This is a genomic window from Streptomyces sp. ID05-26A, assembly GCF_033794685.1.
Lineage (GTDB): Bacteria > Actinomycetota > Actinomycetes > Mycobacteriales > Pseudonocardiaceae > Lentzea.
The window spans coordinates 2,516,565-2,542,258 of sequence record NZ_JARAYZ010000001.1; the positions used below are offsets into that span (position 1 = coordinate 2,516,565).

At 69.1% G+C, this 25,694-nt stretch carries 23 protein-coding genes; 17 read left to right on the forward strand and 6 right to left on the reverse strand.

From position 1 onward, the window contains the following. Complete coding sequence (gene pdxR, locus PV646_RS12465; RefSeq protein ID WP_500341564.1) at positions 1 to 1,338, forward strand: MocR-like pyridoxine biosynthesis transcription factor PdxR; 1,338 nt, start codon at positions 1 to 3, stop codon at positions 1,336 to 1,338. On the opposite strand, the gene PV646_RS12470 is transcribed toward pdxR, so the two are convergent. The 4 genes from PV646_RS12470 to PV646_RS12485 form a co-directional block, all read right to left on the reverse strand. Continuing rightward, positions 1,321 to 2,844: a serine hydrolase domain-containing protein gene (locus tag PV646_RS12470; protein WP_500341565.1), complete on the reverse strand. Its 1,524-nt coding sequence runs from the start codon at positions 2,842 to 2,844 to the stop codon at positions 1,321 to 1,323. The genes pdxR and PV646_RS12470 overlap by 18 nt on opposite strands. A 7-nt stretch (positions 2,845 to 2,851) precedes the next feature. After that, positions 2,852 to 4,057, reverse strand: coding sequence for an exo-beta-N-acetylmuramidase NamZ family protein (locus tag PV646_RS12475; protein ID WP_500341566.1), 1,206 nt, complete (start codon positions 4,055 to 4,057; stop codon positions 2,852 to 2,854). Next, positions 4,054 to 5,727 (reverse strand): glycoside hydrolase family 3 protein, encoded by a 1,674-nt coding sequence (locus tag PV646_RS12480; protein ID WP_500341567.1) that lies wholly within the window; start codon positions 5,725 to 5,727, stop codon positions 4,054 to 4,056. The genes PV646_RS12475 and PV646_RS12480 overlap by 4 nt, the downstream gene beginning before the upstream one ends. A gap of 611 nt (positions 5,728 to 6,338) precedes the next feature. Then, entirely contained in the window at positions 6,339 to 7,133 is a 795-nt protein-coding gene (locus PV646_RS12485) for an HAD-IB family hydrolase (protein ID WP_500341568.1), read from the reverse strand. A 459-nt stretch (positions 7,134 to 7,592) separates the two neighbouring features. Between PV646_RS12485 and ssd the strand changes: the two genes are divergently transcribed. The 9 genes from ssd (at position 7,593) to PV646_RS12530 (ending at position 13,499) form a co-directional block, all read left to right on the forward strand. Beyond that, positions 7,593 to 8,627: a septum site-determining protein Ssd gene (ssd, locus tag PV646_RS12490; RefSeq protein ID WP_500341569.1), complete on the forward strand. Its 1,035-nt coding sequence runs from the start codon at positions 7,593 to 7,595 to the stop codon at positions 8,625 to 8,627. After that, positions 8,624 to 8,791 carry a hypothetical protein gene (locus PV646_RS12495; protein ID WP_500341570.1) on the forward strand — a complete coding sequence of 56 codons (168 nt, stop codon included), beginning with the start codon at positions 8,624 to 8,626 and terminating at the stop codon, positions 8,789 to 8,791. Before ssd ends, PV646_RS12495 begins: the two co-directional genes overlap by 4 nt. 595 nt (positions 8,792 to 9,386) lie before the next feature. Then, positions 9,387 to 10,490, forward strand: a complete 1,104-nt coding sequence (locus PV646_RS12500; protein WP_500341571.1) for a TadA family conjugal transfer-associated ATPase — start codon at positions 9,387 to 9,389, stop codon at positions 10,488 to 10,490. Beyond that, positions 10,487 to 11,254 carry a type II secretion system F family protein gene (locus tag PV646_RS12505; protein ID WP_500341572.1) on the forward strand — a complete coding sequence of 256 codons (768 nt, stop codon included), beginning with the start codon at positions 10,487 to 10,489 and terminating at the stop codon, positions 11,252 to 11,254. Before PV646_RS12500 ends, PV646_RS12505 begins: the two co-directional genes overlap by 4 nt. Next, complete coding sequence (locus PV646_RS12510) at positions 11,251 to 11,778, forward strand: type II secretion system F family protein (RefSeq protein WP_500341573.1); 528 nt, start codon at positions 11,251 to 11,253, stop codon at positions 11,776 to 11,778. Before PV646_RS12505 ends, PV646_RS12510 begins: the two co-directional genes overlap by 4 nt. A 9-nt stretch (positions 11,779 to 11,787) precedes the next feature. Then, positions 11,788 to 11,949, forward strand: a complete 162-nt coding sequence (locus tag PV646_RS12515) for a DUF4244 domain-containing protein (RefSeq protein WP_500341574.1) — start codon at positions 11,788 to 11,790, stop codon at positions 11,947 to 11,949. 10 nt (positions 11,950 to 11,959) lie between these two features. Further along, positions 11,960 to 12,259, forward strand: coding sequence for a TadE family type IV pilus minor pilin (locus PV646_RS12520; protein WP_500341575.1), 300 nt, complete (start codon positions 11,960 to 11,962; stop codon positions 12,257 to 12,259). Further along, positions 12,256 to 12,681 carry an Rv3654c family TadE-like protein gene (locus PV646_RS12525; protein WP_500341576.1) on the forward strand — a complete coding sequence of 142 codons (426 nt, stop codon included), beginning with the start codon at positions 12,256 to 12,258 and terminating at the stop codon, positions 12,679 to 12,681. The genes PV646_RS12520 and PV646_RS12525 overlap by 4 nt, the downstream gene beginning before the upstream one ends. Positions 12,682 to 12,878: 197 nt before the next feature. After that, positions 12,879 to 13,499 (forward strand): bifunctional DNA primase/polymerase, encoded by a 621-nt coding sequence (locus tag PV646_RS12530; protein ID WP_500341577.1) that lies wholly within the window; start codon positions 12,879 to 12,881, stop codon positions 13,497 to 13,499. A gap of 440 nt (positions 13,500 to 13,939) precedes the next feature. On the opposite strand, the gene PV646_RS12535 is transcribed toward PV646_RS12530, so the two are convergent. Together PV646_RS12535 and PV646_RS12540 are read right to left on the reverse strand one after the other, a co-directional pair. Beyond that, positions 13,940 to 14,713 carry an aminoglycoside adenylyltransferase domain-containing protein gene (locus PV646_RS12535; protein WP_500341578.1) on the reverse strand — a complete coding sequence of 258 codons (774 nt, stop codon included), beginning with the start codon at positions 14,711 to 14,713 and terminating at the stop codon, positions 13,940 to 13,942. A gap of 310 nt (positions 14,714 to 15,023) precedes the next feature. Beyond that, positions 15,024 to 17,366, reverse strand: coding sequence for a DEAD/DEAH box helicase (locus tag PV646_RS12540; RefSeq protein WP_500341579.1), 2,343 nt, complete (start codon positions 17,364 to 17,366; stop codon positions 15,024 to 15,026). 171 nt (positions 17,367 to 17,537) lie between these two features. On the opposite strand from PV646_RS12540, the gene PV646_RS12545 reads away from it, so the two are divergent. The 7 genes from PV646_RS12545 (at position 17,538) to PV646_RS12575 (ending at position 25,679) form a co-directional block, all read left to right on the forward strand. Then, positions 17,538 to 19,838, forward strand: a complete 2,301-nt coding sequence (locus tag PV646_RS12545) for a sodium-translocating pyrophosphatase (RefSeq protein WP_500341580.1) — start codon at positions 17,538 to 17,540, stop codon at positions 19,836 to 19,838. A gap of 67 nt (positions 19,839 to 19,905) precedes the next feature. Next, positions 19,906 to 20,478 (forward strand): hypothetical protein, encoded by a 573-nt coding sequence (locus PV646_RS12550; RefSeq protein WP_500341581.1) that lies wholly within the window; start codon positions 19,906 to 19,908, stop codon positions 20,476 to 20,478. 29 nt (positions 20,479 to 20,507) lie between these two features. Then, positions 20,508 to 21,059: a hypothetical protein gene (locus PV646_RS12555; RefSeq protein WP_500341582.1), complete on the forward strand. Its 552-nt coding sequence runs from the start codon at positions 20,508 to 20,510 to the stop codon at positions 21,057 to 21,059. Between the two features lie 114 nt (positions 21,060 to 21,173). Then, a complete protein-coding gene (locus PV646_RS12560; RefSeq protein ID WP_500341583.1) occupies positions 21,174 to 21,716 on the forward strand; it encodes a hypothetical protein in 543 nt (180 codons plus the stop codon). Between the two features lie 48 nt (positions 21,717 to 21,764). Then, positions 21,765 to 22,337, forward strand: a complete 573-nt coding sequence (locus PV646_RS12565) for a hypothetical protein (RefSeq protein ID WP_500341584.1) — start codon at positions 21,765 to 21,767, stop codon at positions 22,335 to 22,337. Positions 22,338 to 22,477: 140 nt separating this feature from the next. Beyond that, positions 22,478 to 25,243, forward strand: a complete 2,766-nt coding sequence (gene topA, locus PV646_RS12570) for a type I DNA topoisomerase (RefSeq protein ID WP_500341585.1) — start codon at positions 22,478 to 22,480, stop codon at positions 25,241 to 25,243. A 16-nt stretch (positions 25,244 to 25,259) separates the two neighbouring features. Continuing rightward, a complete protein-coding gene (locus PV646_RS12575; RefSeq protein WP_500341586.1) occupies positions 25,260 to 25,679 on the forward strand; it encodes a hypothetical protein in 420 nt (139 codons plus the stop codon). The last annotated feature ends 15 nt before the right edge of the window (positions 25,680 to 25,694 follow it).

Genomic DNA, 25,694 nt, shown 5'->3' on the forward strand with positions numbered 1-25,694 from the left:
GTGGAATCGTGGGCCAATCTCGACTTCCACCTGGACCTGTCCGGTCCGGGTGGCCTGCGGCACAGGTTGACGGCGTCGCTGCGTGAGGCGGTCCGGTCGGCCCGGCTGCCTCCGGGGACCCGGCTGCCCGCCTCGCGGTCGCTCGCCACCGACCTGGGGATCGCGCGGAACACCGTCGCCGAGGCGTACGCCGAGCTGGTGGCGGAGGGGTGGCTGACCGCGCGTCAGGGCTCGGGGACCGTTGTCGCCCAACGGGTCTCGCCTCCGCAGCCGGTGACGCGCCCGGTGGCCGGAGCGGACGTGCGGTTCGACCTGCGGGTGAGCACGCCGGACGTCACCGAGTTCCCCCGCGCCGAGTGGATCCGGTCGACGCGGAGGGCGTTGACGGCGGCGCCCTCGGAAGCGTTCGGGCCGGGGGATCCACAGGGGCGGATCGAGCTGCGGACGGCGCTGGCCGAGTACCTGGCGCGGGCTCGGGGCGTGCGGGCCGATCCCGAACGGATCGTGGTGTGCTCGGGCTTCGGCGGCGCTGTCCAGATGTTCGACAAGCTGCTGAAACCGCCCGTGGTCGTCGAGGAGTACGGGCTCGACTTCCACCGGTCGCTGTGGACGTCGACGGTGCCGTTGGCGGTGGACGACCACGGTGCGAACACCGAACAACTACCTGACGACCTGCGTGCCTGCGTGATGACGCCCGCGCACCAGTTCCCGTTGGGCGGTCCCTTGCACCCTCGTCGGCGCGCATCGGCCGTGGAGTGGGCACGGCGTGTGGGCGGCCTTGTGCTGGAAGACGACTACGACGGTGAGTTCCGCTACGACCGGCAGCCCGTCGGTGCCGTGCAGGGGCTGGACCCGGAGCACGTCGCCTATCTCGGCACGTCCAGCAAGGCGTTGTCACCGGCGTTGCGGATCGCGTGGATGGTGCTGCCGGACCGGTTCGTGGATCCGATCCTGGCGCTGAAGACCGATCGTGAACAGCACATCAGCATGCTCGACCAGTTGACGTTGGCCGACTTTCTGGAGGCCGGGTCCTACGACAGCCATGTGCGGCGGATGCGGCTCAAGTACCAACGGCGGCGTGACCGGCTCGTGGAGGCTGTTTCGCCGTACGCGTCGGTGTCCGGCATCGCGGCCGGGATGCATGCAGTGCTTGACACGCCTCACGAAACCGCGATCGTCGAGACCGCGCGCGAACGTGGGATCGAGGTCAGCCCTCTCTCGTCGTTCCGGCACGAGCTGAGCGACGACGACCGCACAGGGATCGTGGTGAGCTTCGGAGCGCCCGCGTTTCCACGGGCGCTCGACAGCTTTGCCGAAGTGCTAGCGGCGTGCCACTGACCAGCCTTCGGCCGTGACGTCGCCGCGTGCGTGCACGTAGACGCCGCGGCCGTTGTACTGGCCGGCCTTGGTGTAGACGAACCTGCTCTTCACGGACTCCGTTGGCACCCAACGACGTTCGGTCGTGGTGATGGTGCGCGCGTCCTGCCAGTCCGTGCCGTTCCAGTGCTGGATCGTGAGCTTGTCGCCCTTGTCGACGTCGACGAAGACCTCGACCGGACGTTCCGCGGTGAGGGTGCCGCCGGAAGTCGTTGCCCGCCACTGCTTTCCGTGTGACTTCACGGCGAGTGCGTTCGCCAGGCCGTCGGCCGCGGCGCGACGGGCCGGGTTGACGCTGCCCCAGTCACGGCTCGGGTGCACGCGGTTGGTCAGCAGGACCACGATCGAGCGCGAGGCCTTGTCGATCACGAACGACGTGCCGGTGTAGCCCGTGTGCCCCGCGGTTCCCGGGCCGCTCAACGCTCCCATGTACCAGCGCTGGTTCAGCTCGAAGCCGAGGCCGTGGGCGTTGTCCGGGAACTGCTGGTTGAAATTCGTGAGCATCAGCTCGACGGAGTGCTCGGTCAGGATGCGTCGGCCCGCGTACGTGCCGCCGTTGAGGATCGTCTGGCCGAGGATGGCGAGGTCCTTCGCCGTGCCGAAGACACCGGCGTGGCCTGCTACTCCTCCGAGGGACCACGCGTTCTCGTCGTGCACCTCGCCACGGACCATGCCGCGCGGTGGTGCCGTCTGGAACTCCGTTGCGGCCGTGCGGTTCTTGGCCGTCGGGTTGTAGCCGGTGTCCTTCATGTTGAGCGGCTTGGTGATGCCGTCCCTGACTGCCTGGTTGAGCTTCTTGCCGCTGACCTTGAAGACCAGCTCGCCGAGCGTGATCAGGTTCAGATCCGAGTAGACGTATGTGGTGCCGGGCGTGGACTTCGGCTTCACGTCCATTACGGCCTTGATGCGTGACGGAGCGTCCGGGTACTTCTGCCACAATGGGATGAACGGTTCGAGGCCGCTCGTGTGTGTGAGCAGTTGCTTGACGGTGATGTTCTCCTTGCCGTTCACGCCGAACTCGGGCAGGTAGGTGGCGACGCGTTCGTCGATGCTCACCCGGCCCTGCTCGACCTGCTGGATCACCGCGATCGACGTGAAGAGCTTGGAGATGGAGGCGAAGTCGAAGATCGTGTCCTTCTGCATCGGGACGCGTTGTTCTTCAGGCAGTTGTGTCTGCTGGTCTTCATAGAGGACCGCGTAGCCCGTGCGGTCGTGCGTGACGATCTTGCCGTCGTGCACGTACATCGTGACCGCGCCGGCGTACAGCGGCTTGCCGTTGGCCTGGGGTTTCGTGAACTCGCGGAGCTGACGCAGGGCCGTGTTGACCGGCTCCGGGTCGAGGCCAGCCCAGAACGGGTTCGACCGGCGCAGCGTCGTCCACTGCTGTGCGAAGCCGTCCTGGGGCTGGTCGAAGTGGCCGGGGACCGCCGTCGTCACGAGTGCGACGGCCAGGGCAGGGATGAGCATGTCGTCCTCACCGGTAGCGCAGGTAGGGCAGGCGGGTGCGGCGGAACTGCTGGAGCTCCTGCTGCCACGCGCCGACGACCTCGTCCAGGGGTGCCTGGGCGTCGATCATCTTCCGCAGCCGGTCGGAGCCGCTGAGCTTGTCGATCCAGTTGTCGGGACGCCACGCGAACACGGCGGGGTACAACGACTTCGCGGTGATCAGCATGGCCACGGCGGCCCTGATGGCGTCGAACCTCCGCGGGTCGGTGACGTGCAGGGTCACCCCGCCGCAGGTCTTGCCCTGGAACTTGTTGAACGTCGGCGAGAAGTAGGTCTCGCGGAACCGGACGCCCTGCAGGTCCAGGGCGTTCAGCGCCTCGGCCCAGCGCCAGTCGATGCCCGGCGCGCCCACCGTTTCGAACGGGCGGGTGGTGCCGCGACCCTCGGACAGGACCGTGCCCTCGAACAGGCACGTGCCGGGGTAGACCAGCGCGGTGTCCTGGGTCGGCATGTTCGGGCTCGGCGGGACCCACGGCAGGCCCGTGTCGAGCTGATTGCGCCGCCAGTTCCGGACGTTCACCACGTCGAGTTTGGTCTTGAGGCCGAACTCGCCCACGAAGAAGCGAGCCAGTTCGCCGACCGTCATGCCGTGTTGCTGCACGATCGGCTTCAGCCCGACGAAGGTCGCGTAGGCCGGGTCGAGCTGCGGGCCGTTGGCGGTGCCACCGATGGGGTTCGGGCGGTCGAGGACCATGAAGTCCAGGCCCTCGGCCGCTTCCATCGCCTGGTACAGCGACCAGATGTAGGTGTAGAAACGCGCGCCCACGTCCGCGATGTCGAACACGATCGTGTCGACGCCCGCCTTCGTGAACATCTGCTTGATCTTCGCGGGACTGGCTTGGTACGTGTCGTACACCGGGATACCGGTGCGTGGGTCCGCGTAGTCGCCTTCGGAGCCGCCTGCTTGTGCCGTGCCGCGGAAGCCGTGTTCTGGGCCGAACACGGCGGTCGGCTTGGCGTCGTGGGCGACCATCGAGTCGACGACGTGGGTCTGGTCCTTGAGGATGCCAGTCGGGTTCGTGAGCACGCCGACCTTGCGGCCCTTGAGCTTGCGCCAGCCGTCTTGCGCGAGTTGTTCGGCGGCGGTGGCGAGCTTCGGGGCCGCGGTGGCCGTGCCGGCGCTGACGAGGGGGACGGACAGGGCGCCTGCCGCGAGGAAGCTCCGCCTTCTCACCAGGTCACCCCATGTCCGAACGGGTAGGGGGTCGGGCCCGGCACGTCGACCGGCAGCTTGCCCTGCGGCTTCACCTCGCCGAGCAGGACCCTGGCCAGTGCCTCCATCGAGACCGTGGTCGTCGAGTAGGTGGCGAGCCACGTCTTGGCGTTGCTGTGGGCGACGTCGTACGGGTTGCCGGTGGCGGCCGCGACGACGGGCTTGCCGGTGGCGGCGAGCTGGTTGATCAGGTCGATCTGGGCGGCCCTGGTGCTCGCGTTGTTCGTCAGCACGACGATCTTGTCCGCGTTCGCCGCCGCTGCCACGGCCTGCTGGATCTGGCCGGCCGTGGGGCTGGTCGAGGTGACGAACTTGGTGCCCTTGAGCCTGGTGGCGAGGGCGCTCGTGGTCGCGTCGCTGGTGCCGACGACCAGGGGAGCGGTGGCGTTCAGGGGAAGCGCCTGGCCGTCGTTGCGGACGACCGTGATGGTGCGGTCGGCGATCTTCTGCGCTGCCTCGGTGTTGGAGCCGACGACCTGGTCGACCTTGTTCTCGTCGACGTCGGCGGTGAGCATGACGCCGCGCAGGAGCTTCATCTTGAGGATGCGCAGGACGCTCTGGTCGATGCGCTGCTCGGTGAGCTCACCGCTGCGGACCGCCTTGACGACGCTGTCGATCGCGACGCCGAGGTTCGGAGGCATCAGCAGCTGGTCGACGCCCGCCTTGATGGCCAGCACCGGGATCTCCGCGTCGGAGTGCAGCTTGCGCACGCCCGCCATCTCCAGCGAGTCGGTGACGACCACACCGTCGTACTTCAGCTCGTCGCGCAGCAGGCCCGTGATGATCTTCGGGCTGAGCGTGGCCGGGTTGCCCGACGGGTCGATCTGCGGCACCTGGATGTGCGCGGTCATGATCGAGTCGATCTTGGCGGCGATGGCGGCCTTGAACGGCGGCGCGTCGATCTGGCGCCACTGGTCGAGGCTGCGGTTCGAGACCGGCAGGGCGGTGTGGCTGTCCTCGGACGTGTCGCCGTGGCCGGGGAAGTGCTTGGCGGTCGAGGTCACCGAGGTCATGTCGAACCAGCGGCGGCCCTCGTAGCCCTGGACCTGGGCGGCGACCATGTCGGCCGCGAGCAACGGGTCACTGCTGAAGCTGCGCACGCCGATGATCGGGTTCGCCGGGTTGGAGTTGACGTCGGCGTCCGGCGCGAAGTTCTGGTTGATGCCCATCGCGCGCAGTTCCTGGCCGGTGATGCGGGCCGCCTCTTCGGCGTCCTTGGTGCTCCTGCCCGCGCCGAGGGCCATGTTGCCCGGCAACTGGGTGGCCGGCGGGCCGATCCGCGTGACGACGCCCATCTCCTGGTCGATCGAGATGAGCAGCGGGACCTTGCTGGCCTTCTGCAGGCCGTTGGAGAGCTGCGCGATCTGTCTGGGGGTGTCGATGTTGTCGCGGCTCGAGTTGTTGAAGTAGATGACGCCGCCGGGCTGGTACTTGCGCACCATGTCCGCGGCCGTCGCCACTCCGAAGTCGGGCTGGTTCTTGGGGTGCGGGACGTCGGCGGCCTGGCCGTTGACGTACGTGACGAAGAGCTGGCCGACCTTCTGTTCCAGCGACATCCCGCGGAGCGTGGTCACCGAGGCGTCCGCTCTCGCCACCGGCGTGAGGGCGACCATGGCTGTGACCAGCGTCAACGCGGCGATTTTCCGCACTTGGAAGTGCCTCCCGGTGATGTTCCCACAGATAACTGGCGTATTTCGCAAGTTACCCACGACCGTGGGGTGGGTCAACGGGTGGCCATTGTGCCGTTCGGAGGGTTTTCCCCGAAACAAGCAGACGGGGCACCCTCGAAAGGGTGCCCCGTCTTCAGCGCGGGCTTGCGAGTTACCAAGCGTGCAACTCCAGTCGTACAACCCTGGCCTCGGCGTCCGGCGTCCCGGTACGCAGGCCCTAGACGACAAGCCTCCCGCGGCGTGCTGCGCGTGGGTACTCGAAGTCCGCGCACGGAGCTTGGCCGGGGTGGATCCTGACTTCTCTTCGTCTGGTCCCTGGCCGACCCGAGGTCCGCACCACCCATTTAAGTGCGTGGGCCCGGTCACAGCAAGGGCTCGGACGGGTGCACCGTTCAAGCCACGTTCAGTAGTGAAAGTCTTGGCGTTTCTGGATTTGTGAGGCCGTGTTCGCGTTCGGGTACCGCCGTGCGGGCGGTGCCGTGCACTCACCGGGGCACCACGTGCGCGGGGCGTTGCCGCTACTCGCCGGTACCCCTCACTTCTCGGTGCTTCGTGCCCGCGGGGGCTTGACTTCAGCCGCTGTTCCGCTTGCGGCGCAGGCCGTACCAGGCCGCTCCGGCCGCCGCGACGGCACCGAGGCTGATGGCCGTGACCGCGACCGCCCTGCCCGAGGGCGTGGGGATGCGGCCGCGCAGGCTCACCGGGTCGACGAACTGCTGGATCGGCCAGTCCTTCTCGACGGCGACGCGGCGCAGGCCCCGGTCCGGGTTCACGACCGTCGGGTGGCCGACCACCTCGAGCATCGGCAGGTCCGTGACGCTGTCCGAATAGGCATAGCTCTTCGTGAGGTCGTAGCCGTGCTCCGCGGCGAGCTGCTTGATCATGACCGCCTTGTTGTCGCCGGCGCAGTAGAAGTCGACGTCGCCGGTGTAGCGGCCGTCCTGGATCACCATCTTCGTGCCGACGCTGTAGTCCGCCCCGATCATCTGGGCGATGGGGGCGACCAGTTCCTCGCCGGACGCGCTGACGATGACGACGTCGTGGCCCTCCGCCTTGTGGTCGGCGATCAACTGCGTCGCTTCTTTGTAAACGAGCGGGTCGACGATGTCGTGCAGCGTCTCGTTGACGATGCTGCGGATCTGCTCGACGTCCCAGCCGGCGGCCAGCGCCGTGATGTGCGCGCGCATGCGGTCCATCTGATCCGCGTCCGCGCCCGCGAGCATGAACACGAACTGCGCATATGCGCTCTTCAGGACCGCGCGCCGGTTGATCAGCCCCTCCTGGAAGAAGGGTCGGCTGAACGCCAGCGTGCTCGACTTCGCGATCACGGTCTTGTCGAGGTCGAAGAAGGCGGCGATCCGGCTCATGTACGTCAGCTTAGGTGTACTCGTCAGTAGGCCGTTCGGGCGGCATTTCGTTCGTGTACGAAACCCTTGTGCGCCACGGTTACGGAAACTTGGCCCTCAGCTGTTGCGGAAGTTGCGCGCGGCACTGGCGCTTGGGGATACAGTAGGAGAGTCCGGTTCGACGGACGGGTTCAGTCCGACCCCCCGGGACTGAACCATTGACGACCCCCGTCCCTCCCCCCTGACGGGGGTCGTCCCATATCCGGACCCCGTTTCCACGCGGTCGTGACTGGACCTCTCCTGCTCTTCTTCGCCTTGGTCTTCGTGGCGTGCGCCCAACCCTCCAGCGTCGCACACGGGTCCGACACTTCCGGTCTCCCAAGGCTTTCAAGATCGCGACTTGTCCACAGTCGCTGATTTGTCCACATGTAGATCTTCACCCCGTTGTGTCGTTCATCACGACCGACCACCGTCGATCCCATGACCCACCCCATCGCCCTGCTCACGGACCAGGACCTCCTCGACGAGGTCCTCCGAGTGGCCGCCGCAGCCGACTGCCCGCTCTCCTGCGCACCCGACGTCACCTCGCTGCGCTCGCAGTGGCACACGGCCCCCTTGGTCCTCCTGGACCCGGCAGCGGTCTCGGCCTGCCTGGACGCGGGCTTCCCCCGCCGCACGGGCGTCCTGGTGGTCCACGGAGGCGACCCGCCTTGGGCTCCGGCCGTGGCCCTGGGAGCAGACGGCGTCCTGGAACTCCCGGTGGAGGGCCGCTCCCTGGTGACGGCCCTGACCGACCTGGGCGAGGGCCCACCGTCGGACCGCGGCAGGGTCGTGTCGTTCATCGGCGGCAGGGGAGGCGCGGGAGCCTCGACCCTCGCCATAGCCTGCGGCCGCGAGGCAGTGGCCCTGGGCGGCGAAGCGATGCTCGTCGACTGCGACCCGCTGGGCGGCGGCATAGACCTGGCCCTGGGCACCGAGTCGGACCAGGGCGCCCGCTGGCCGGGAGTGCACGCCACCGGCGGCAGGGTCCCGATGTCGGCGCTGCGCTCAGCCCTCCCCACCTCGGGCAACCTGAGCGTCCTGGCCTGCGACCGCTCAGCCCCCGACCCGGAACCGGCAGCCGTGGCAGCAGTCCTCGACGCGGGCCGCCGAGCAGGCTGCACGGTGATCTGCGACCTCCCGCGCTTCCCGACGGCCTCAGCCTCCGCGGCCCTGGACCGCACAGACCTGACAGTCCTGGTGGTGCCGGCCGAGGTGAGAGCCACAGCGGCAGCCAGCCGAGTGGCCACCCACCTCCTGACGAACGGCCGCACCCTCCGCCTCGTCGTCCGGGGCCCGTCCCCGGGCAACCTCCAGCCGTCCGAGATGGCCGACGTGATCGGCGTCCCCCTGCTCACCTCGATGCGCCCCGAACCGGGCCTCGCCGAAGTGCTGGAACGGGGCCGCTTCCCCCGCAACCCGAAGGGCCCGCTGGCGACCGCGGCCCGAGCGGTGCTGAAGGAGCTCCGCCCATGACGGCCGCGCCGGTCGTGCTCGACGAGGCCGACTACCTGGCGCCTTCCCCAGCAGACACCGACCCCGAGCCGGACTGCACCGGGTGCGGTTGCGTGCCTGTGTTCGGCGCGGGAGAGGTTCCGCAGCCCCGTCCAGCGGCCGACGTCGGATCTTCTTGCTCCTGAAGGGTTCCGGGCTCGTCTCGTCCGGCGCCCAGCTTGGACTTCGCCACGAGATCCCTTCGCACGGAAGGAACTCAGCCGTGATCCTCCTCCGCATCCTCGGCCGGATGCTGCGCAACCTCGTCGTCTACGGCCGCCTCTACCCACCCCGCTACGTCTTCAAGAAGGAGGAGCCGAAGTGAACCGCTTCCTCATCTGGTGCCAGGAAACCTGGCTCCGCCTGACGGGCCGCGAGATCACCTACGGCCGCCACGCCCGCCGCCCGGAGGCAGCGACCTGACCTCCGCGACCCTCTCCTGCGGCAGCGATCAAAGCTCCCACTGCGACATCACGCGCGCCCTCTGGCGTGACGACGCCCCAAGCCCCTCACCGCGTCGCCACCCAGCCCGCTCGCGTCGCCACCCAGCCCGCTCGCATCGCCACCCAGCCCCTCACCGCGTCGCCACCCAGCCTGCTCGTGCTCTGCCTCCGCTCACTCGCGCCGTCACCCACCCCACTCACACCACGCCTCAGCCCACAAGTGCCGTGCCCAGGAGGAACACACCGTGCCCACCCCACATCCCGCACCTCACCGCACCGAGTCGGCGAGGTGCGTGACATGACCTCCGCCCTAATCGACCGGGTCCGCCACCGCCTGGCCGGCACCGACATGGAGATGACAGCGGCCGTAGTGGCCCACGCGGTCCGCTCCGAAGCAGGCGGCGTCCTCGCCGACTCCGACGTCCTCGAAGCACTCCAGGTGCTCCGCCAGGAGTTCAGCGGTGCCGGCCCCCTCGACCCGCTGCTCGACGACCCCGGCACCACCGACGTCCTCGTCACCGCGCCGGACCAGGTGTGGGTCGACGGCACGACGGGCCTGCGCCGCACCGGCATCACCTTTCCCGACGAGGACGCGGTCCGGCGCCTCGCGCAGCGGCTGGCGGTGGCGGCGGGGCGGCGGCTCGACGGCGCCTCTCCCTGCGTCGACGGGTGGTTGCCAGGGAGCGGGGTGCGGCTGCACGCGGTGTTGCCGCCCATCGCGGACCGCACCTGCCTGTCGCTGCGCGTCCTCAGGCCGGCGACGCACGATCTCGAGGCGCTGCGGGAACTCGGCACGTTCGATGCCGAGATCGCCGCCGCGTTGCGGGCGATCGTCGAGCAGCGGCTGGCGTTTCTGGTGATCGGCGGGACCGGGTCGGGCAAGACGTCGTTGTTGTCGGCGTTGCTGGGGTGTGTGCCGCCGACGGAACGCATCGTGTGCGTCGAGGACGCCAGTGAGCTGAACCCCGACCATCCGCAGTTCGTGCGGCTCACCGCGCGGCCGGCGAACGTCGAGGGGGCCGGCGAGGTCACCACCCGGCAGTTGGTGCGGGAGGCCTTGCGGATGCGGCCCGACCGGATCGTGGTCGGCGAGGTGCGCGGGGCTGAGGTGCGGGAGTTGCTCACCTCGTTGAACACCGGGCACGAAGGTGGCGCCGGGACGTTGCACGCCAACTCGCCGGCGGAGGTGCCCGCACGGCTCGAGGCGTTGGGGGCGCTGGGCGGGCTTTCGCCGCAGGCGTTGCGCAGTCAGGTCTCGGCGGCGGTGCGGGTCGTGCTGCACATGCGCCGGGACGTGAACACCAGATATCTCAACGAGATCGGGGTGTTCGGGCCAGAGCTGGAGGTTCGTCCTGTCTGGACGAGGGACCGCGGGTGGCTGGCGAAGGAGTTGCTGTGGTGAGCCTTCTGTTGCTGGCGACGGCATTGCTCGTCTGGCCACGACTCGAGCCGATCCGAAGACTGAGACCACTAACCAAGCGCGAAATCGTTGTGCCGCAGTACGTCTGGCTCGCAGCGGCGGCGGCCATCACCTACCTCGTGGCAGGTGCTGGTGGACTGATCGCCGGAGCGGTGCTGACGGCGACCGGGTGGAGAATCCTCAAGCGGCACAAGCGAAGCAAAGCGATCAGCCAGGCGACGGAAGCGTTGAGCAGCGGGCTCGGTGGTGTGATCGACGAACTCCGAGCGGGCGCGCACCCGGCCCAGGCGGCGGAAGGCGCGGCGGAGGACACCCCGGCGCCGGCGAAGGAAGTGTTGAGAGCGGCGGCGGCCGCGTCGAGGCTGGGTGGTGACGTGGAGCGGACGTTGCGGGAGATGAAGCCGCCGTTGCTCGGCAGTGCCACCGATCAGCTGGCCAGGGCGTGGCACGTGTCGGCGAAGCACGGTGTGGCGTTGGCGGACGTTCTGGACGCCACCAAGCGCGATCTCGATCAGCGGGCCGCGTTCGGGCGGCAGGTGCACGCGCGGATGGCCGGGCCGCGGGCCAGCGCGATGGTGCTGGCGGTGCTGCCGGTCCTCGGTGTCCTGTTGGGCGAGTTCAGCGGTGCCAGGCCGTTCCACGTCCTCACGAGCACCGGGGCGGGGCAGTTCCTCCTTGCACTGGGTGCGGTGCTCGCGGCAGCCGGAGTGTGGTGGACGCAGCGGATCACGGAGGTCTCGCCGTGACGTTCCTCCTGCTCGCGCTGGCAGTGCTCGTCGCGCCGGCGCCACGACGATCGAGTGATCGTTTCAAGCCCAGAGCCCATGCCCCGCCGCGAACGACGGCGCAGCCGGACGGTCCGTTCGAACGGGCGGCGGCCTGGGACCTGCTCGCCGCCTGCCTGAAAGCCGGGTTGCCGGTGCCCACCGCGATCCAGGCGGTCGGGATGAAGGAACTCGGCCAGGTCGCGGAGTTGCTCAAGCTCGGTGCCGACCCGGTCACGGCGTGGGCGTCCGCACTCGACAGTCCGGAGACGGCGCCGCTGGCCAGGGCCGCGCGGCGGACGGCGCGGTCCGGTGCGGCGCTGGCCCGGCAGACCGCCGAACTCGCCGAACGGACCAGGGCCGCCGCGGGTGACGCCGCCGAGGCCAGGGCGCAGAAGGCCGCGGTCGCGGTCGCGGCGCCGCTCGCACTGTGTTTTCTGCCCGCCTTCCTGTGCCTCGGCGTCGCGCCGGTGGTGCTCGGGCTGGCCGGTCAATTCCTCGGATAGGAGAAGCAGATGGAACTGCTGCAGGACGACAGCGGGATGAGCACGGTGGAGTACGCGATCGGGACGTTGGCTGCGGCCGCGCTGGGCGGTCTGCTGTACGTGCTCGTCACCAGCGACTTCATGGAGAACCTGATGGAAGAGCTGATACAGCGTGCGCTGTCGTCGGTCTGACGATCGGGGCATGGTCACGGTCGAGGCGGCGATCGCCGTGTCCGCGTTGCTGGTGGTCCTGTGGCTGGGGGCGAACGGGCTGACGGCGGTCACCGAGCAGATGCGGTGCGCAGACGCGGCGAGAGAGGCAGCGCGGCTCACGGCACGCGGGGAACGGCAGCGCGGGGAAGAGGCCGCCGGACGAATCGTGGGTGCTGCCAACGTTGTGATCAACGAACAAGGTGCCGCCGTCGAGGTCGTGGTCAGCAAACGCGGACCGTTGGGCTTACCGCTCAGCGCGCGGGCGTTCGCCGTGCCGGAGCCACGATGAACGGCGAACGGTCCGGTTGCGACCGGGGTTCGGCTGCGGTGAGCGGCGTGGCGGTGATGTTGTCGCTGATCATCGTCGTGGTGGCCGGTGCGCGCGTCGGTTCGGCGGTCGTCGCGCGGCACCGGGTGACCGGTGCCGCCGATCTGGCGGCGCTGGCCGCGGCCGCTCGCCTCGTCGACGGCGCCGAAAGTGCTTGTGAACAGGCAGAACTCGTGGCATCGGAAAACCGGGCGGAGCTGACGAGTTGCGCGGTGAGCGGATGGGAGGTGGTTGTGGAGGTGTCGGTGATTACGCCGTTCGGCCCGGTGAACGCACGCGCCAGGGCAGGTCCGGCCGAAGATCGTGCCGTTTGGAGCACGACGAGCGGTCGACTCACAGCGGTGAGCGGGCTCACACACCCGCCGGGACATGCTGAACGGTGATCGAACCAAACGCGCGGAGTTCAGTTGCTCGGTCTGGCAAAGGACGTTCGCCGTTCCGTAGCTACCAGTTGTCGAGCGGGGGTTACGGAGGCCGGTGCCGGTGTCGTTAGTTGTAGTGGCGGCACCGACGCGGTGTCCCTACGAACACCGGCACCACGTTGATGTCGAGTCAGAGCCTGGGAAGAAGGCGACGGAAGATGGATTGGTCGGATAGCTGGCGCGGGGCCTTCCGCATCGAACTGCGGGCCGAGGCCGTGAGCCTCGCGTACCGCGGTTGGCCCGTGCTGCCCGGCACCTATCCGGCCGGTTCGGAGAACGGCGTCACGCAGTGGGCGGGCCGCAGCGGTCTCGAGCTCCACGGCCCGATCCCCGTGCACCGCGACTGGGTGGACCGCATCGGGACCCGTCCCGACCAGGTCGCCACGTGGTGGGCGGGCCGCTCGTACAGCCTTCTCGTCGCCACCGGCCACGTCGTCGACGCGATCGAGGTCGGCGCCGGCCTCGGTCACCGTGCGGCCGTGGCACTGCGGCAGATCGGCGTTCCCGTGCCGATCGCCGCGACCCCGTCCGGCCGCTGGATGTTCCTCGTCAAGTCCGGCTCGACGCTCACCGCCGAGCTGGCCAACAACGCGGACGTGCACCTCTACGGCAAGGGCGAGTACATCCCGCTGCCCCCCACCACCATGGCGCACGGTGTTGTGCACTGGCGGGTCAAGCCGCAGGTCTGCGGCTGGAACCTGCCGGACGCGCACGTCGTGCAGGACGCACTCGTCGCGGCCGTGCACGCCCCAGCGAGCTACCAGCTCGAAACCGTCTGACACAACTAAAAGCCCGGCCGTGTTGGGTGTCGTCGTGGACTCTCCCCGACAACCCCGAAGGCGATGCCCTGCACGGCCGTTCCACCAAGCCCGGTCCGATGATCGGCCTCCGCACCCCGCACGTCGGGGGCCGGCAGAGGAACGGGCGAAAAGCCGAACACGCACCCCGAAGGACAGCCTCCCGCACCAGTGACCGGACCGAGGGACGTTAGTGGCAGAGCACCCGCTCTGCCGCGGTCGGTGAAGCCGGCTCCTCCCCGGAGTTCGTCAGCAGACAGTCGACACCGTCGCCTCCCGCGTGTCCTGTCGAGACGAACGAACCAGATTCCACCGATGTTCCAAGGGATCCGGTCACGAAGCGGTAGCAGGCGGGAACACAGTGTTCGGCACGTGGAGAGCGCGGCGGGGGTACCCGTGAGCCCCCGCCGCGCCCACGAAAACTAGAACCGGAGACCCTCCGCGTAAGCGGAGAAAGCCAGGGTCTCCTCCATGGATCCGGGCCGTGGAACCGCATCGGCGTCCCAGCCGAGGTCCCGGTCCTGCAAGACCTGCTCGATCAGCGGGTGCCACCGCTGATCGAGCATTTTCTTCGCCCACACCAGGGCGCCGCGCTTGGACTCCACCTCTCCCGTGTGGATGGTGTAGAGCGTGCGGCAGTAGGCCGAGACGATGTAGCGCTGCGACCACGCGTTGCCCATCGGCGCCCACTCCCGGATGCCGTCGAGCACGTGCGGCAGTTCGGCCAGCATCGACGAGCGCAGCACGGACGCCGGCACCTCGTCCACGAGGGACGTGATCGGTGGGCCGTCCAGCACGATGCCGTGGTGGCGCAGGATCCAGCGGGCGTGCGGGCTGTTGCAGTGCAGATCCCACACCAGGGTTCGCGTGCCGTGGTCGTTGAACAGCCATGGAACCCCGAGTCCCGCCACCGAACGCAGCGACTCCACGTCCGCGTACGAGCCCTCGATCTCGGTCGACCAGCGGCCGGGACGGGTCGGGATCTCGTCGTGCAACCGCCGCAACCCGGCCTCGCGATCACCGGACGGCAACTCGGTGCAGGCGACGATGAAGTCGCAGTCGCTGTGGACGTCACCCGCACCCAGGGCGAACGAACCCTGGAGGTACGCGCCGACGTAGGTGGGGCCGAGGATCTCGCGCACGGACGAGACGAGGTCGGCGAGCAGTGCGTCGAGGTCGGAAAAGGGTGTGAACAAGGCAGACTCCAATGAACCCGTGGCCGATGAGGGGACGGGCGCGGCGGAGTGCTCGGACCAGCCGCGCGCAAGGGCACGACAGGCTTGCGGCCCGGTCGCACGATGCACCGACGGGCGCAGGTCCAGCCGCGCAAGGGCGCGACGGCAGGGCCAGCAGGTCCAGCCGCGCAAAGGCGCGACGGGCGCGGGCCGGTCGTGCAAGGGCACGACGGGGTCCGGCTCAGCCACGCCTAGGCGCGACGGGTCCGATCGGTGGCGTTGCAGCAGCAGGCGTTCACCCCGCCACCGTAACCACAAGCAGGCCGGGCAGTCAGGCGATTTTGCCCAGCACCACGTCCAGCACCAGCACGGCACCGGCCTTGTCCAGCGGGTCGTTGCCGTTGCCGCACTTGGGCGACTGCACGCACGACGGGCAGCCCATCGGGCACGCGCAGGCACTGATCGCCGCCCGCGTCGCCGACAGCCACGCCCGCAACGCCGAATGGCCCCGGTCGGCGAAGCCCGCGCCGCCGGGGTGGCCGTCGTGCACGAAGACCGTCGGCATCCCCGTGTCCGGGTGCGCGGCCGTCGACACCCCGCCGATGTCCCATCTGTCGCACGTCGCGAACAGCGGTAATAGGCCGATCGCCGCGTGTTCGGCGGCGTGCAGGGCTCCGGGGACCCGTTTGGCCTCCACACCTGCAGCGAGCAGCAGGGACTCGTCGACCGAGTACCAGACCGCTCGGGTCCGCAGGGTCTGCTCGGGCAGGTCCAGCGGGATCTGGTCGAGCACCACGCCGGAGGGCAGGCGGCGCAGGTAGCCGACGACCTGGGTCGTCACCTCCACCTCGCCGAGCGACACGGACACGCCGTCGAAGTCGGTGCGTTCGACCTCGCGGACCACGGTGATGTCGACGCAGTCACGCGGTTGCGTCGTCCACTCCGGGTCTTCGCGGTGCACCATCGCGAGGCCGCTCTCCAGGTCGAGGTCGTCGACGACGTAAGAACGACCTTGGTGCAGGTACACGGCGCCGGGATGCACCTGCCAACTCGCGGATCCGGGGTCGACCGTGCCGAGCATGCGGCCCGAGTCCGCCTCCACGACGGCCACCTGCTCGCCGCCGGAGCCGCGGATGTCCACACCCGCGTGCGGCCGTTCGTGCGATGCCCAGTACCAGCCGGCAGGCCGTTTGCGCAGCAGTTTCTCCGCCACGAGCTCGGCGAGGACGGCCTCCGCGAGGGGGCCGCCGAAGTCGTCCAGGCAGGCCGGTGTCAACGGCATCTCGGACGCCGCGCACGCGAGCTGAGGGCCCAGCACGTACGGGTTCAGCGGGTCGAGCACCGTCGCCTCGACCGGGCGGTCCAGCACCGCGGCCGGGTTGTGCACCAGGTACGTGTCCAACGGGTCGTCGCGGGCCACGAAGACGACCAGCGCGCTGTCGCCGGACCTGCCCGCACGGCCCGCCTGCTGCCAGAACGACGCCAGAGTGCCGGGGAAGCCGGCCACCACCACCGCGTCCAGGCCGGCGATGTCTACGCCGAGCTCCAGCGCGTTCGTGGTCGCGACGCCGAGCAGGTCGCCCGTGGACAGCGCCTTTTCGAGGGCCCGCCGCTCCTCCGGCAGGAACCCGCCCCGGTACGCGGCCACCCTGGGCGGCAGCTCACTGTCCACTTCGGACAGAATCCGCTGGGTGGCCAGCGCCGTCAGCTCGGCACCGCGGCGCGAGCGCACGAAGGCCAGTGACCGGGCACCCTCGACGACCAGGTCGGCCAGGATCCGCGACGTCTCCGCGCCCGCCGAGCGTCGGACCGGCGCCCCGTTCTCACCCTCCAGAGAGGTCAGTGGGGGTTCCCACAACGCGACCGTGCGCGACGCACGCGGCGAAAAGTCGTCCACGACAGCGGAAACGGGGACGCCGAGCAATCGTTGAGCGGATCCAGAAGGATCAGCCACAGTGGCCGATGCCAAAACGAAGATCGGATTCGCACCGTATTTCCGCGCGACCCTCCGCAACCGTCGCATCAACAACGCCACGTGCGAACCGAAAACGCCGCGATAGGAATGGCACTCGTCGATCACCACGTACTTCAGCCGCCGGAAGAACCGCAGCCATTTCGGGTGCTGCGGAAGGATTCCGCGGTGCAGCATGTCCGGATTGGTGAAGACCCAGTTCGCGTGGGCCTTGACCCAGTCGCGTTCGGCCATCGGGGTGTCGCCGTCGTAGGCCGACGCGCGCACGCCCTTGATCCCCAGTTCCTCGAGCGACCGGAGCTGGTCCGCCCCAAGGGCTTTGGTCGGCGACAGGTAGAGCGCGGTGGCCTTCGTGTCCGCCAAAAGAGTGGAAAGCACGGGCAACTGGTAGGCAAGTGACTTGCCCGACGCCGTGCCGGTCGCGAGGACCACGTGCTGTCCGGACCACGCCAGCGACGCGGCCTCGACCTGGTGCCGCCACGGCTCGCGCACGCCGATCTCGACGAACGCCTCGACGACCGCGGGCGCGGTCCACGCAGGCCAGTCCACGTGATCTGCCTGCCGCAACGGCAGATCACGTGCGTGCGTGAGGGGTGACTCCCCGGCGGGCACACCCGCCAGCACGCGGTCCAGCAGCCGCCGTCCCTGATCCACCACGGGTCCGAGCTTCGCATACACCACCGACAGTCCCGGCTGGGCCATGCTCGACTTCCTGCGCAGATAACGGTGTGTGCACGGATCGGGACGTTTCGTTGCCTCGTTGCAACCAACCCCTAGACTCCCCGCTCATCGCATCCAATGAGGGATGCGTCACGTCGCGCTGGGCGGCTGGTCTGCCTTGGCGCTGCACATGGCAACTCACCAGGAGGACGGATGTCCCGGCATTTCCTCGCGGAGGGCCTCGAGCTCTCCGGGGGTGATCGCGGCGTCGTAGCCGTGGTCGCCGTGGTCGCCCTGGCTGCTCTCGCCGTCGGGTACGTGCTGCTCAAGGAGGTGCTGGCCGCGGGCCAGGGCACCCCCAAGATGCAGGACATCGCCAAGGCGGTTCAGGAGGGCGCAGCGGCCTACCTCAACCGGCAGTTCCGGACGCTCGGCATTTTTGTCGTGATCGTGTTCGTGCTGCTGTTCGCGCTACCGGCAGATGATTTGGCCGAACGAATCGGCCGATCTTTGTTCTTCATCGTCGGTGCCGTGTTCTCGGCGACCATCGGCTACCTGGGCATGTGGTTGTCCACGCGCGCCAACGTGCGTGTCGCCGCCGCAGCGAACGAAGAAGGCGGTCGCGAAAAGGCGACGCGCATCGCGTTCCGCACCGGCGGCGTGGTCGGCATGATGACGGTCGGTCTCGGCCTCTTCGGCGCGGCGCTCGTCGTGCTCGTCTACGCCGGTCAGGCCCCGAAGGTCCTGGAGGGCTTCGGTTTCGGTGCCGCGCTGCTCGCGATGTTCATGCGTGTCGGTGGCGGCATCTTCACCAAGGCCGCCGACGTCGGCGCCGACCTCGTCGGCAAGGTCGAGCAGGGCATCCCCGAGGACGACCCGCGCAACGCCGCGACCATCGCGGACAACGTGGGCGACAACGTCGGTGACTGCGCCGGCATGGCCGCGGACCTCTTCGAGTCCTACGCCGTGACGCTCGTCGCGTCGCTGATCCTCGGTACCGCGGCGTTCGGCGTGCAGGGGCTGCTCTTCCCTCTGATCGTTCCCGCGATCGGCGTGCTGACCGCGGTCATCGGCGTCTACACGACCAAGGCGAAGGCGGGCGAGAACGGCCTCGCGGCCATCAACCGCGCCTTCTACATCTCCGCGGTCATCTCCGCGGTGCTGTGCACCATCGCGGCGTTCCTGTACCTGCCGAGCTCCTTCGCGGACCTCAACGGCATCAGCGACTCGGTCAAGGCGGACACCGGCAACCCGGCGCTCATCGCGTCCGTCGCGGTGATCATCGGCATCGTGCTGGCCGGCATCATCCTCTGGCTGACCGGCTACTACACCGGCACCGACCACAAGCCGGTCAAGGAGGTCGGCGAGACCTCGCGGACCGGTGCGGCCACGGTCATCCTGTCCGGCATCTCGGTCGGTTTCGAGTCGGCCGTCTACACCGCGCTGGTCATCGGTGCCGCCGTCTACGGCGCGTTCCTGCTGTCCGGTTCGGTCGTCGTCTCCCTGTTCGCGATCGCGTTGGCCGGTTGTGGTCTTCTCACGACCGTCGGCGTCATCGTCGCGATGGACACCTTCGGCCCGGTCTCGGACAACGCGCAGGGCATCGCCGAGATGTCCGGTGACGTGCACGGCGAGGGCGCGCAGATCCTCACGGAGCTCGACGCGGTCGGCAACACCACCAAGGCCATCACCAAGGGCATCGCGATCGCGACGGCGGTTCTCGCCGCGACCGCGCTGTTCGGCTCCTACCAGGACGCCATCTCCCAGGCGCTGTCGAAGGCCGGGCAGACCGCCCTGGACTTCACGGACTTCGTCGTGTTCTCGCCGAACGTCCTGGTCGGCATCGTCATCGGTGCGGCCGTCGTCTTCATGTTCTCGGGTCTCGCGATCAACGCCGTGACGCGCGCGGCCGGTGCCATCGTGTTCGAGGTGCGCCGCCAGTTCCGCGAGAACCCCGGCATCATGGACTACTCGGTGAAGCCGGAGTACGGCCGCGTCGTCGACATCTGCACCAGGGACTCGTTGCGCGAGCTCGCGACCCCCGGTCTGATGGCCGTGCTCGCCCCGGTCGCCGTCGGCTTCGGCCTCGGCGTCGGCCCGCTGGCCGGGTACCTCGCCGGCGCGATCGCGACCGGCACGCTCATGGCGGTCTTCCTGGCCAACTCCGGTGGTGCCTGGGACAACGCCAAGAAGCTGGTCGAGGACGGCCACCACGGCGGCAAGGGCTCCGACGCCCACGCCGCCACGGTCATCGGCGACACCGTCGGCGACCCGTTCAAGGACACGGCCGGCCCGGCCATCAACCCGCTGATCAAGGTGATGAACCTGGTCTCGGTGCTGATCGCGCCCGCCATCGTCACCTTCTCCATCGGTGACAGCGCGTCCGACCCGATCCGGATCGCGATCGCGGTGGTCGCGACCCTGATCATCGTCGGTGCGGTGGTCGTGTCCAAGCGCCGTGGCACCTCGATCACGGACACCCCCGCGGAGTCCATGAGCAACGGCGCCGCGTAGTTCGACAGCCTCCGGTCGGGGTACGTTCGGGTCTTCCCCCGACGTACCCCGACCGAGGAGTTCCGACATGAGGCGCAGCCTCGTCGCCACCGCCGCTGTAGCCGCCCTCGCGCTGGCCGGGTGCACCAACGGCGGCAACTCCGGCACCTCACCGACGCCCACCAGCGGTTCGGCCGACGCCGCCGCCGTCGCCTACATGGACAAGGTGTGCGGCGCCGCCTCCGAGTTCGCCAAGGTCGAGAAGACCGCCCCCAAGGTCGACCCCGGCGACCCCGGCAAGCTCAAGGCCGAGATGGCCGCGTACATGGGTCAGCTCGCCGACGCGTTCGCGAAGTCGGCCGAGAGCCTGAAGAACGTCGGCCCGTCGCCCGTCGCGGGCGGTGAGCAGGCCGTCACCAAGCTGGGAGAGACGTTCACGTCGCTCAGCACCTTGTTCGCCGACGCCAAGGTCAAGGTCGAGCAGGCGGACGCCAACAACGCCACCGGAGGCCTCCAGGCCGCCGGGGAGGCCATCGCCAAGCTCTCCGAGCTCGCGGACCCGCTGCGCGACCTCAAGGACGTCCCGGAGCTGCAGACGGCCACGCAGTCCGCGCCGAAGTGCCAGGAGATGCAGCGCCTCAACGTCACGCCGACGAGCTGAGCAAGACCGTTCGGAGTAGCTTCCGGCTCATGCGCCGCTCTCTCATCGCAGTCATGACGAGCTGTCTGCTCGCGGTCACCGCGTGCAGCAGCGGAGGTTCACCCGCACCCGCCGCCAGCGAGGCGGACGTGGTGGCGTGGATGGACAAGGTCTGCGGCGCCGTCGACGGCACCGTGAAGGCCATGTCGGACGAGCCGCCGATCGACATGACGGACCCGTCGAAGCTCAAGACGGGTCTGTCGGACTGGCTCGGTTCGAAGGTCACCGCGGTCGACAGGTCGATCGCGGACCTCAAGGGGCTCGAGGACGGCCCCCACCCGAAGTCGAAGGAACTGGCCACCGCCGCCCAGGACGGCATGGGTCAGATCAGGACCCTGCTCGCGGACACCAAGTCGAAGCTGGACTCGTCCACCGACTCGACCCAGGTCGTCACCGCCTTCACCGAGATGATCGGGAAGGCGGGCGAACTGGAGAAGGCGGGCGCCGACGTGCAGAAGAAGTTCGACGAGACGGGCCTCGCGGGAGCGGCGCAGAAGGCGTCGAACTGCAAGGGCCTGCAGGCGTCACCTCCCAGCTCCTGACCAGCGGTAATAGGCAGGCCGGGTCACTCGAACGGGTGCTGTTCGGTGACCCGGCCTTCCGCGCGACGAGGTGTGCTCGGAACGGCGGGTGCCGGCCCGAGCAAGATGGACCCGGTGAGGACACGTCTGCTCGCCGCCCTGCTGACCGGTTCCGTCGTGCTGACCGCCTGCGGAACGGACGCGGACAAGCCGATCACCGACGCCCAGACCCAGTGGGTGGACGCGTTCTGCGGCGGTGTCGCTCCGGGTGCTGAAGCGGGCCTGGAGCTGCGCAAACAGGATGCGGCGAACCCCGGCGCGGTCAAGGAGGCGTACGTCCGGCTCGTCACCTCCAACGCCACGGCGTTCACGGCCGCCGAGAAGAAGCTGAAGGAGCTCGGCGCGCCCGAGGCCGATCTCGAGGACGTGCACGACCGGCTGGTCGCGTTCGTCACGCAGTCCGCGAAGTCGTACAGCGACGCGCAGGCGCCGGTGCGGGCGCTGGAGGCGAACGCGCAGTTCTGGGACAACGCCGAGAAGGTGCTGGCCGACACCAACGTCGTGACCAGCCCGGAGGATCTCCGCGCGACTTTCCAGGAGCTGCAGAAACGACCGAAGTACGCCGGCGCGCTGGGCAAGTCCCGATCTTGTGACGCGCTCAGGGGCGCGAACCTGTAACAACAGCACCACTGGCCACAGTCGAACGTGTGTTCTACCCTGTTGGCCGTGGTTGGGCAGCTGTCCTTCTTCTCGGCCGAGGCGCGCAGCCCGGCCAAGGCGGACCTCGCCGGCTTCCTCTGCGGGCCGGGTCAGGCCGTCAGCTTCGCGCGCGGTACAGCCGCCCGCGTGTACACCGAGCTGCGCGACGACTGGCGGCTGCGTCCCCTCAAGCAGGCGTGCGCCGAGCGCGGCGTCACCACCGAGCTGTGCGTCAACGAGGCGGGCACGCACTTCGTCCGCACGCCGTTCCGCACGGATCTCACCCCTCTGGCCGCCCGCTGGCTGGACGGATCCGTCAAAACGGTGCCCGCGGACTTCGAGCTGAACGGAGCAGTGCTGCGCGTCTGGGCGCTCGCCGCGGGCAGCTGGATGGAGTCCGCCTACCTGCTCGGTTTGGACCCCAACGCACCGCAGACACACCTGCCGTTGCAAAATGCCCTGCTCGCATCCGGACTTCCGTGCACCCTGGTAGGGGCACCGGCGTTGCGGGTGACCGGCCGGCGACGGCTGGCGCGGCTCGCTGAGCTGGTCGGAAGCCCACCGCAGGGAGTGGCGATGAGCACCTGGCCGGCAGCCTGAGCGGGCGGTCCGGCAAGGTTGTGTCACTCTGTCTCGTCGTACAGGCGTCGCAGACACACGACGGATGGTGTGCTTTTCGGCCGACGCTGGGCAACACTGGCGGGCCTGGGAACCGGGTTTGGAAGAGAGCGGGACGGCGAGTGGCTGGATCGACACGGGCGAAGAAGAGCAGCGGAGGCGGGGGCAGCACCCGACGACTGGTGATCGTCGAGTCGCCCACGAAGGCGCGCAAGATCGCCTCATACCTCGGCGCCAACTTCGTCGTGGAGTCCTCCAGGGGACACATCCGGGACCTGCCGCGCGGTGCCGCCGACGTCCCCGCGAAGTTCAAGGGCCAGGCCTGGGCCAGGCTCGGCGTCGACGTCGACCACGACTTCGAGCCCCTCTACGTGGTCTCCGCCGACAAGAAGTCGCTGGTCACGGAGCTCAAGGAAGCCCTCAAGGACGTCGACGAGCTCTACCTCGCGACAGACGGTGACCGCGAGGGTGAGGCCATCGCCTGGCACCTCCTCGAGACGCTGAAGCCCAAGGTCCCGGTCCGCCGGATGGTGTTCCACGAGATCACCGAGTCCGCGATCCAGGCCGCCGCGGCCAACCCCCGCGACCTCGACCAGGACCTGGTCGACGCGCAGGAGACCCGCCGCATCCTCGACCGCCTCTACGGCTACGAGGTCAGCCCGGTCCTGTGGAAGAAGGTCATGCCGAAGCTCTCGGCGGGCCGCGTGCAGTCCGTGGCGACCCGTCTGGTCGTGGAGCGCGAACGCGAGCGGATGAAGTTCGTCTCCGCGAGCTACTGGGACATCTCCGCGCAGATGGACGCCGGTGCCGACGCCACGCCGCGTCAGTTCGGCGCGCGTCTCGTGGCCGTCGACGGCACGAGGCTCGCGACGGGCCGTGACTTCGGCTCGGACGGCAAGCTGACCGGCAAGTCCGACGTCACCGTGCTGGACGAGACGCAGGCCCGCGCCATCGCCGCCGGGCTGCAGAACGCGCCGGTCAAGGTCTCCTCGGTCGAGGAGAAGCCGTACACGCGCAAGCCGTACCCGCCGTTCATGACCTCGACGCTGCAGCAGGAGGCGGGCCGCAAGCTGCGGTTCTCCGCCGACCGCACGATGCGCACGGCGCAGAAGCTGTACGAGAACGGCTACATCACCTACATGCGTACCGACAGCACGACGCTGTCGGAGACCGCGATCAACGCGGCGCGTGCCCAGGCGACGGACCTGTACGGCGCCCAGTACGTCTCGGACAAGCCCCGCCAGTACACGCGCAAGGTCAAGAACGCGCAGGAGGCCCACGAGGCGATCAGGCCGGCCGGAGAGGTCTTCCGCACGCCTGGTCAGGTGGCCGCCGAGCTCGACTCGGACGAGTTCAAGCTCTACGAGATGGTCTGGCAGCGCACGATCGCGTCCCAGATGGCCGACGCGCGGGGCAACACGACCAGCATCCGCATCCAGGGCCGTGCCGCCACGGGCCAGGAGGTCACGTTCGCCGCGTCCGGCCGCACGATCACGTTCGCCGGCTTCCTCAAGGCCTACGTCGAGACCGTCGACGCCGAGGCCGGTGGCGAGTCGGATGACGCGGAGTCGCGCCTGCCGCTGCTGGTCAAGGACCAGGACCTGACGATCGCGGAGCTGTCCGCGGACGGTCACTCCACCTCGCCGCCCTCGCGCTACACCGAGCCGTCGCTGATCAAGACGATGGAGGAGCTCGGCATCGGCCGTCCCTCCACCTACTCGTCGATCATCAGCACCGTGCAGGACCGCGGCTACGTGTGGAAGAAGGGCGCGGCCCTTGTGCCGTCGTGGGTCGCGTTCGCCGTGGTCGGGCTGCTGGAGCAGCACTTCGGCCGCCTGGTCGACTACGACTTCACCGCGGCTCTCGAAGACGAGCTCGACGGCATCGCCGCCGGTCGTCAGGGCCGCACGAACTGGCTGTCCGGGTTCTACTTCGGCGGCAGCATCGGCCCGGACGGCTCGATCGGCCGGTCCGGCGGGCTGAAGAAGCTGGTCGGCACGGGTGTCGAGGACATCGACCCGCGCGAGGTCAACTCGATCCCGCTGTTCAGCGACGCCGAGGGCCGCACGGTCGTCGTGCGCGTCGGCCGCTTCGGCCCGTACCTCGAGCGCGAGGTCGACGGCGCCGCGCAGCGCGCGAACGTGCAGGACGACCTGGCGCCGGACGAGCTGTCCGCGGAGATCGCCGAGAAGCTCTTCTCGACGCCGCAGGAAGGCCGATCCCTGGGCACCGACCCGGTCTCGGGCAACGAGATCGTGGCCAAGGAGGGCCGCTTCGGCCCGTACGTGACCGAGGTCCTGCCGGAGCCGGCCGAGAACGGCTCGACGTCCAAGGCGAAGGCCCCGAAGCCGCGCACCGGCTCGCTGTTCAAGTCGATGGCGCTGGACACGATCACGATCGACGACGCGCTGAAGCTGCTCTCGCTGCCGCGCGTGGTCGGCAAGGACCCGGAGACGGGCGCCGAGATCACCGCGCAGAACGGCCGCTACGGCCCGTACCTGAAGAAGGGCACGGACTCGCGGTCGCTGGTCGACGAGGCCCAGATCTTCACGGTCACGCTGGAAGAGGCCCTGAAGATCTACTCGGAGCCGAAGAAGCGCGGCCGTGCCGCCGCCGCACCGCCGTTGCGCGAGATGGGCAACGACCCGGTGTCCGGCAAGCCGATGGTGATCAAGGAGGGCCGCTTCGGCCCGTACGTCACCGACGGTGAGGCGAACGCGTCGCTGCGCAAGACCGACAGCGTCGAGTCGATCACCGACGAGCGCGCGGCCGAACTGCTGGCCGAGAAGCGCGCCAAGGGGCCGGTCAAGAAGAAGGCTCCGGCCAAGAAGCCGGCGGCGGCGAAGAAGCCCGCGGCCAAGAAGGCTCCGGCCAAGTCCAAGAGCTGAACCCGAGGGGGTGGCGGTGCCGATCAACGAGTTCGGACCCGACGGGACTCAGGCCCCGCCGCCTCCCCGGCTGTTCCCCGACTCCGTCGCGGGGTTGGTGACGGCCGACAGCTTCGTCTCTCCTCAATGGACGTCGGTCAGGTCACGTGTGGTGGTGCCTACACCTCCCACGCCGACCGAGGAGATGCGTCAGGCGATCCACACGCAGATGCGGCGGGAGCAGCGGCGGCCGCGTGCCCAGGCGCCGCAGGCCCCTCACCAGTACGCTCCGCAGCAGTTCGCTCCGACGTACCAAATGTCTGCGCCCCAACAACAACAGCAACAGCAGCAACCCGCGCGGCAGACGAGTGGCGTGGCCGCGTTCCTCGGCTGCCTGCTCGTCATCGGGTTCTTCGTGCTGGTCCTCGTCGGCATTCTCGGAGCGATCTTCAGCTAGCCGTGCCCTGAGTCC

What these genes read in the sequence shown, in the direction of transcription:
- PV646_RS12485 (WP_500341568.1), bottom strand. Translation starts at nt 7,133, where the DNA reads ATGAGCCGGATCGCCGCCTTCTTCGACCTCGACAAGACCGTGATCGCG.
- PV646_RS12525 (WP_500341576.1), top strand. Translation starts at nt 12,256, where the DNA reads ATGAACGGCGAACGGTCCGGTTGCGACCGGGGTTCGGCTGCGGTGAGC.
- PV646_RS12500 (WP_500341571.1), top strand. Translation starts at nt 9,387, where the DNA reads ATGACCTCCGCCCTAATCGACCGGGTCCGCCACCGCCTGGCCGGCACC.
- PV646_RS12520 (WP_500341575.1), top strand. Translation starts at nt 11,960, where the DNA reads ATGGTCACGGTCGAGGCGGCGATCGCCGTGTCCGCGTTGCTGGTGGTC.
- PV646_RS12470 (WP_500341565.1), bottom strand. Translation starts at nt 2,844, where the DNA reads ATGCTCATCCCTGCCCTGGCCGTCGCACTCGTGACGACGGCGGTCCCC.
- PV646_RS12495 (WP_500341570.1), top strand. Translation starts at nt 8,624, where the DNA reads ATGACGGCCGCGCCGGTCGTGCTCGACGAGGCCGACTACCTGGCGCCT.
- ssd (WP_500341569.1), top strand. Translation starts at nt 7,593, where the DNA reads ATGACCCACCCCATCGCCCTGCTCACGGACCAGGACCTCCTCGACGAG.
- PV646_RS12550 (WP_500341581.1), top strand. Translation starts at nt 19,906, where the DNA reads ATGAGGCGCAGCCTCGTCGCCACCGCCGCTGTAGCCGCCCTCGCGCTG.
- PV646_RS12530 (WP_500341577.1), top strand. Translation starts at nt 12,879, where the DNA reads ATGGATTGGTCGGATAGCTGGCGCGGGGCCTTCCGCATCGAACTGCGG.
- PV646_RS12515 (WP_500341574.1), top strand. Translation starts at nt 11,788, where the DNA reads ATGGAACTGCTGCAGGACGACAGCGGGATGAGCACGGTGGAGTACGCG.
- PV646_RS12555 (WP_500341582.1), top strand. Translation starts at nt 20,508, where the DNA reads ATGCGCCGCTCTCTCATCGCAGTCATGACGAGCTGTCTGCTCGCGGTC.
- PV646_RS12540 (WP_500341579.1), bottom strand. Translation starts at nt 17,366, where the DNA reads ATGGCCCAGCCGGGACTGTCGGTGGTGTATGCGAAGCTCGGACCCGTG.
- PV646_RS12545 (WP_500341580.1), top strand. Translation starts at nt 17,538, where the DNA reads ATGTCCCGGCATTTCCTCGCGGAGGGCCTCGAGCTCTCCGGGGGTGAT.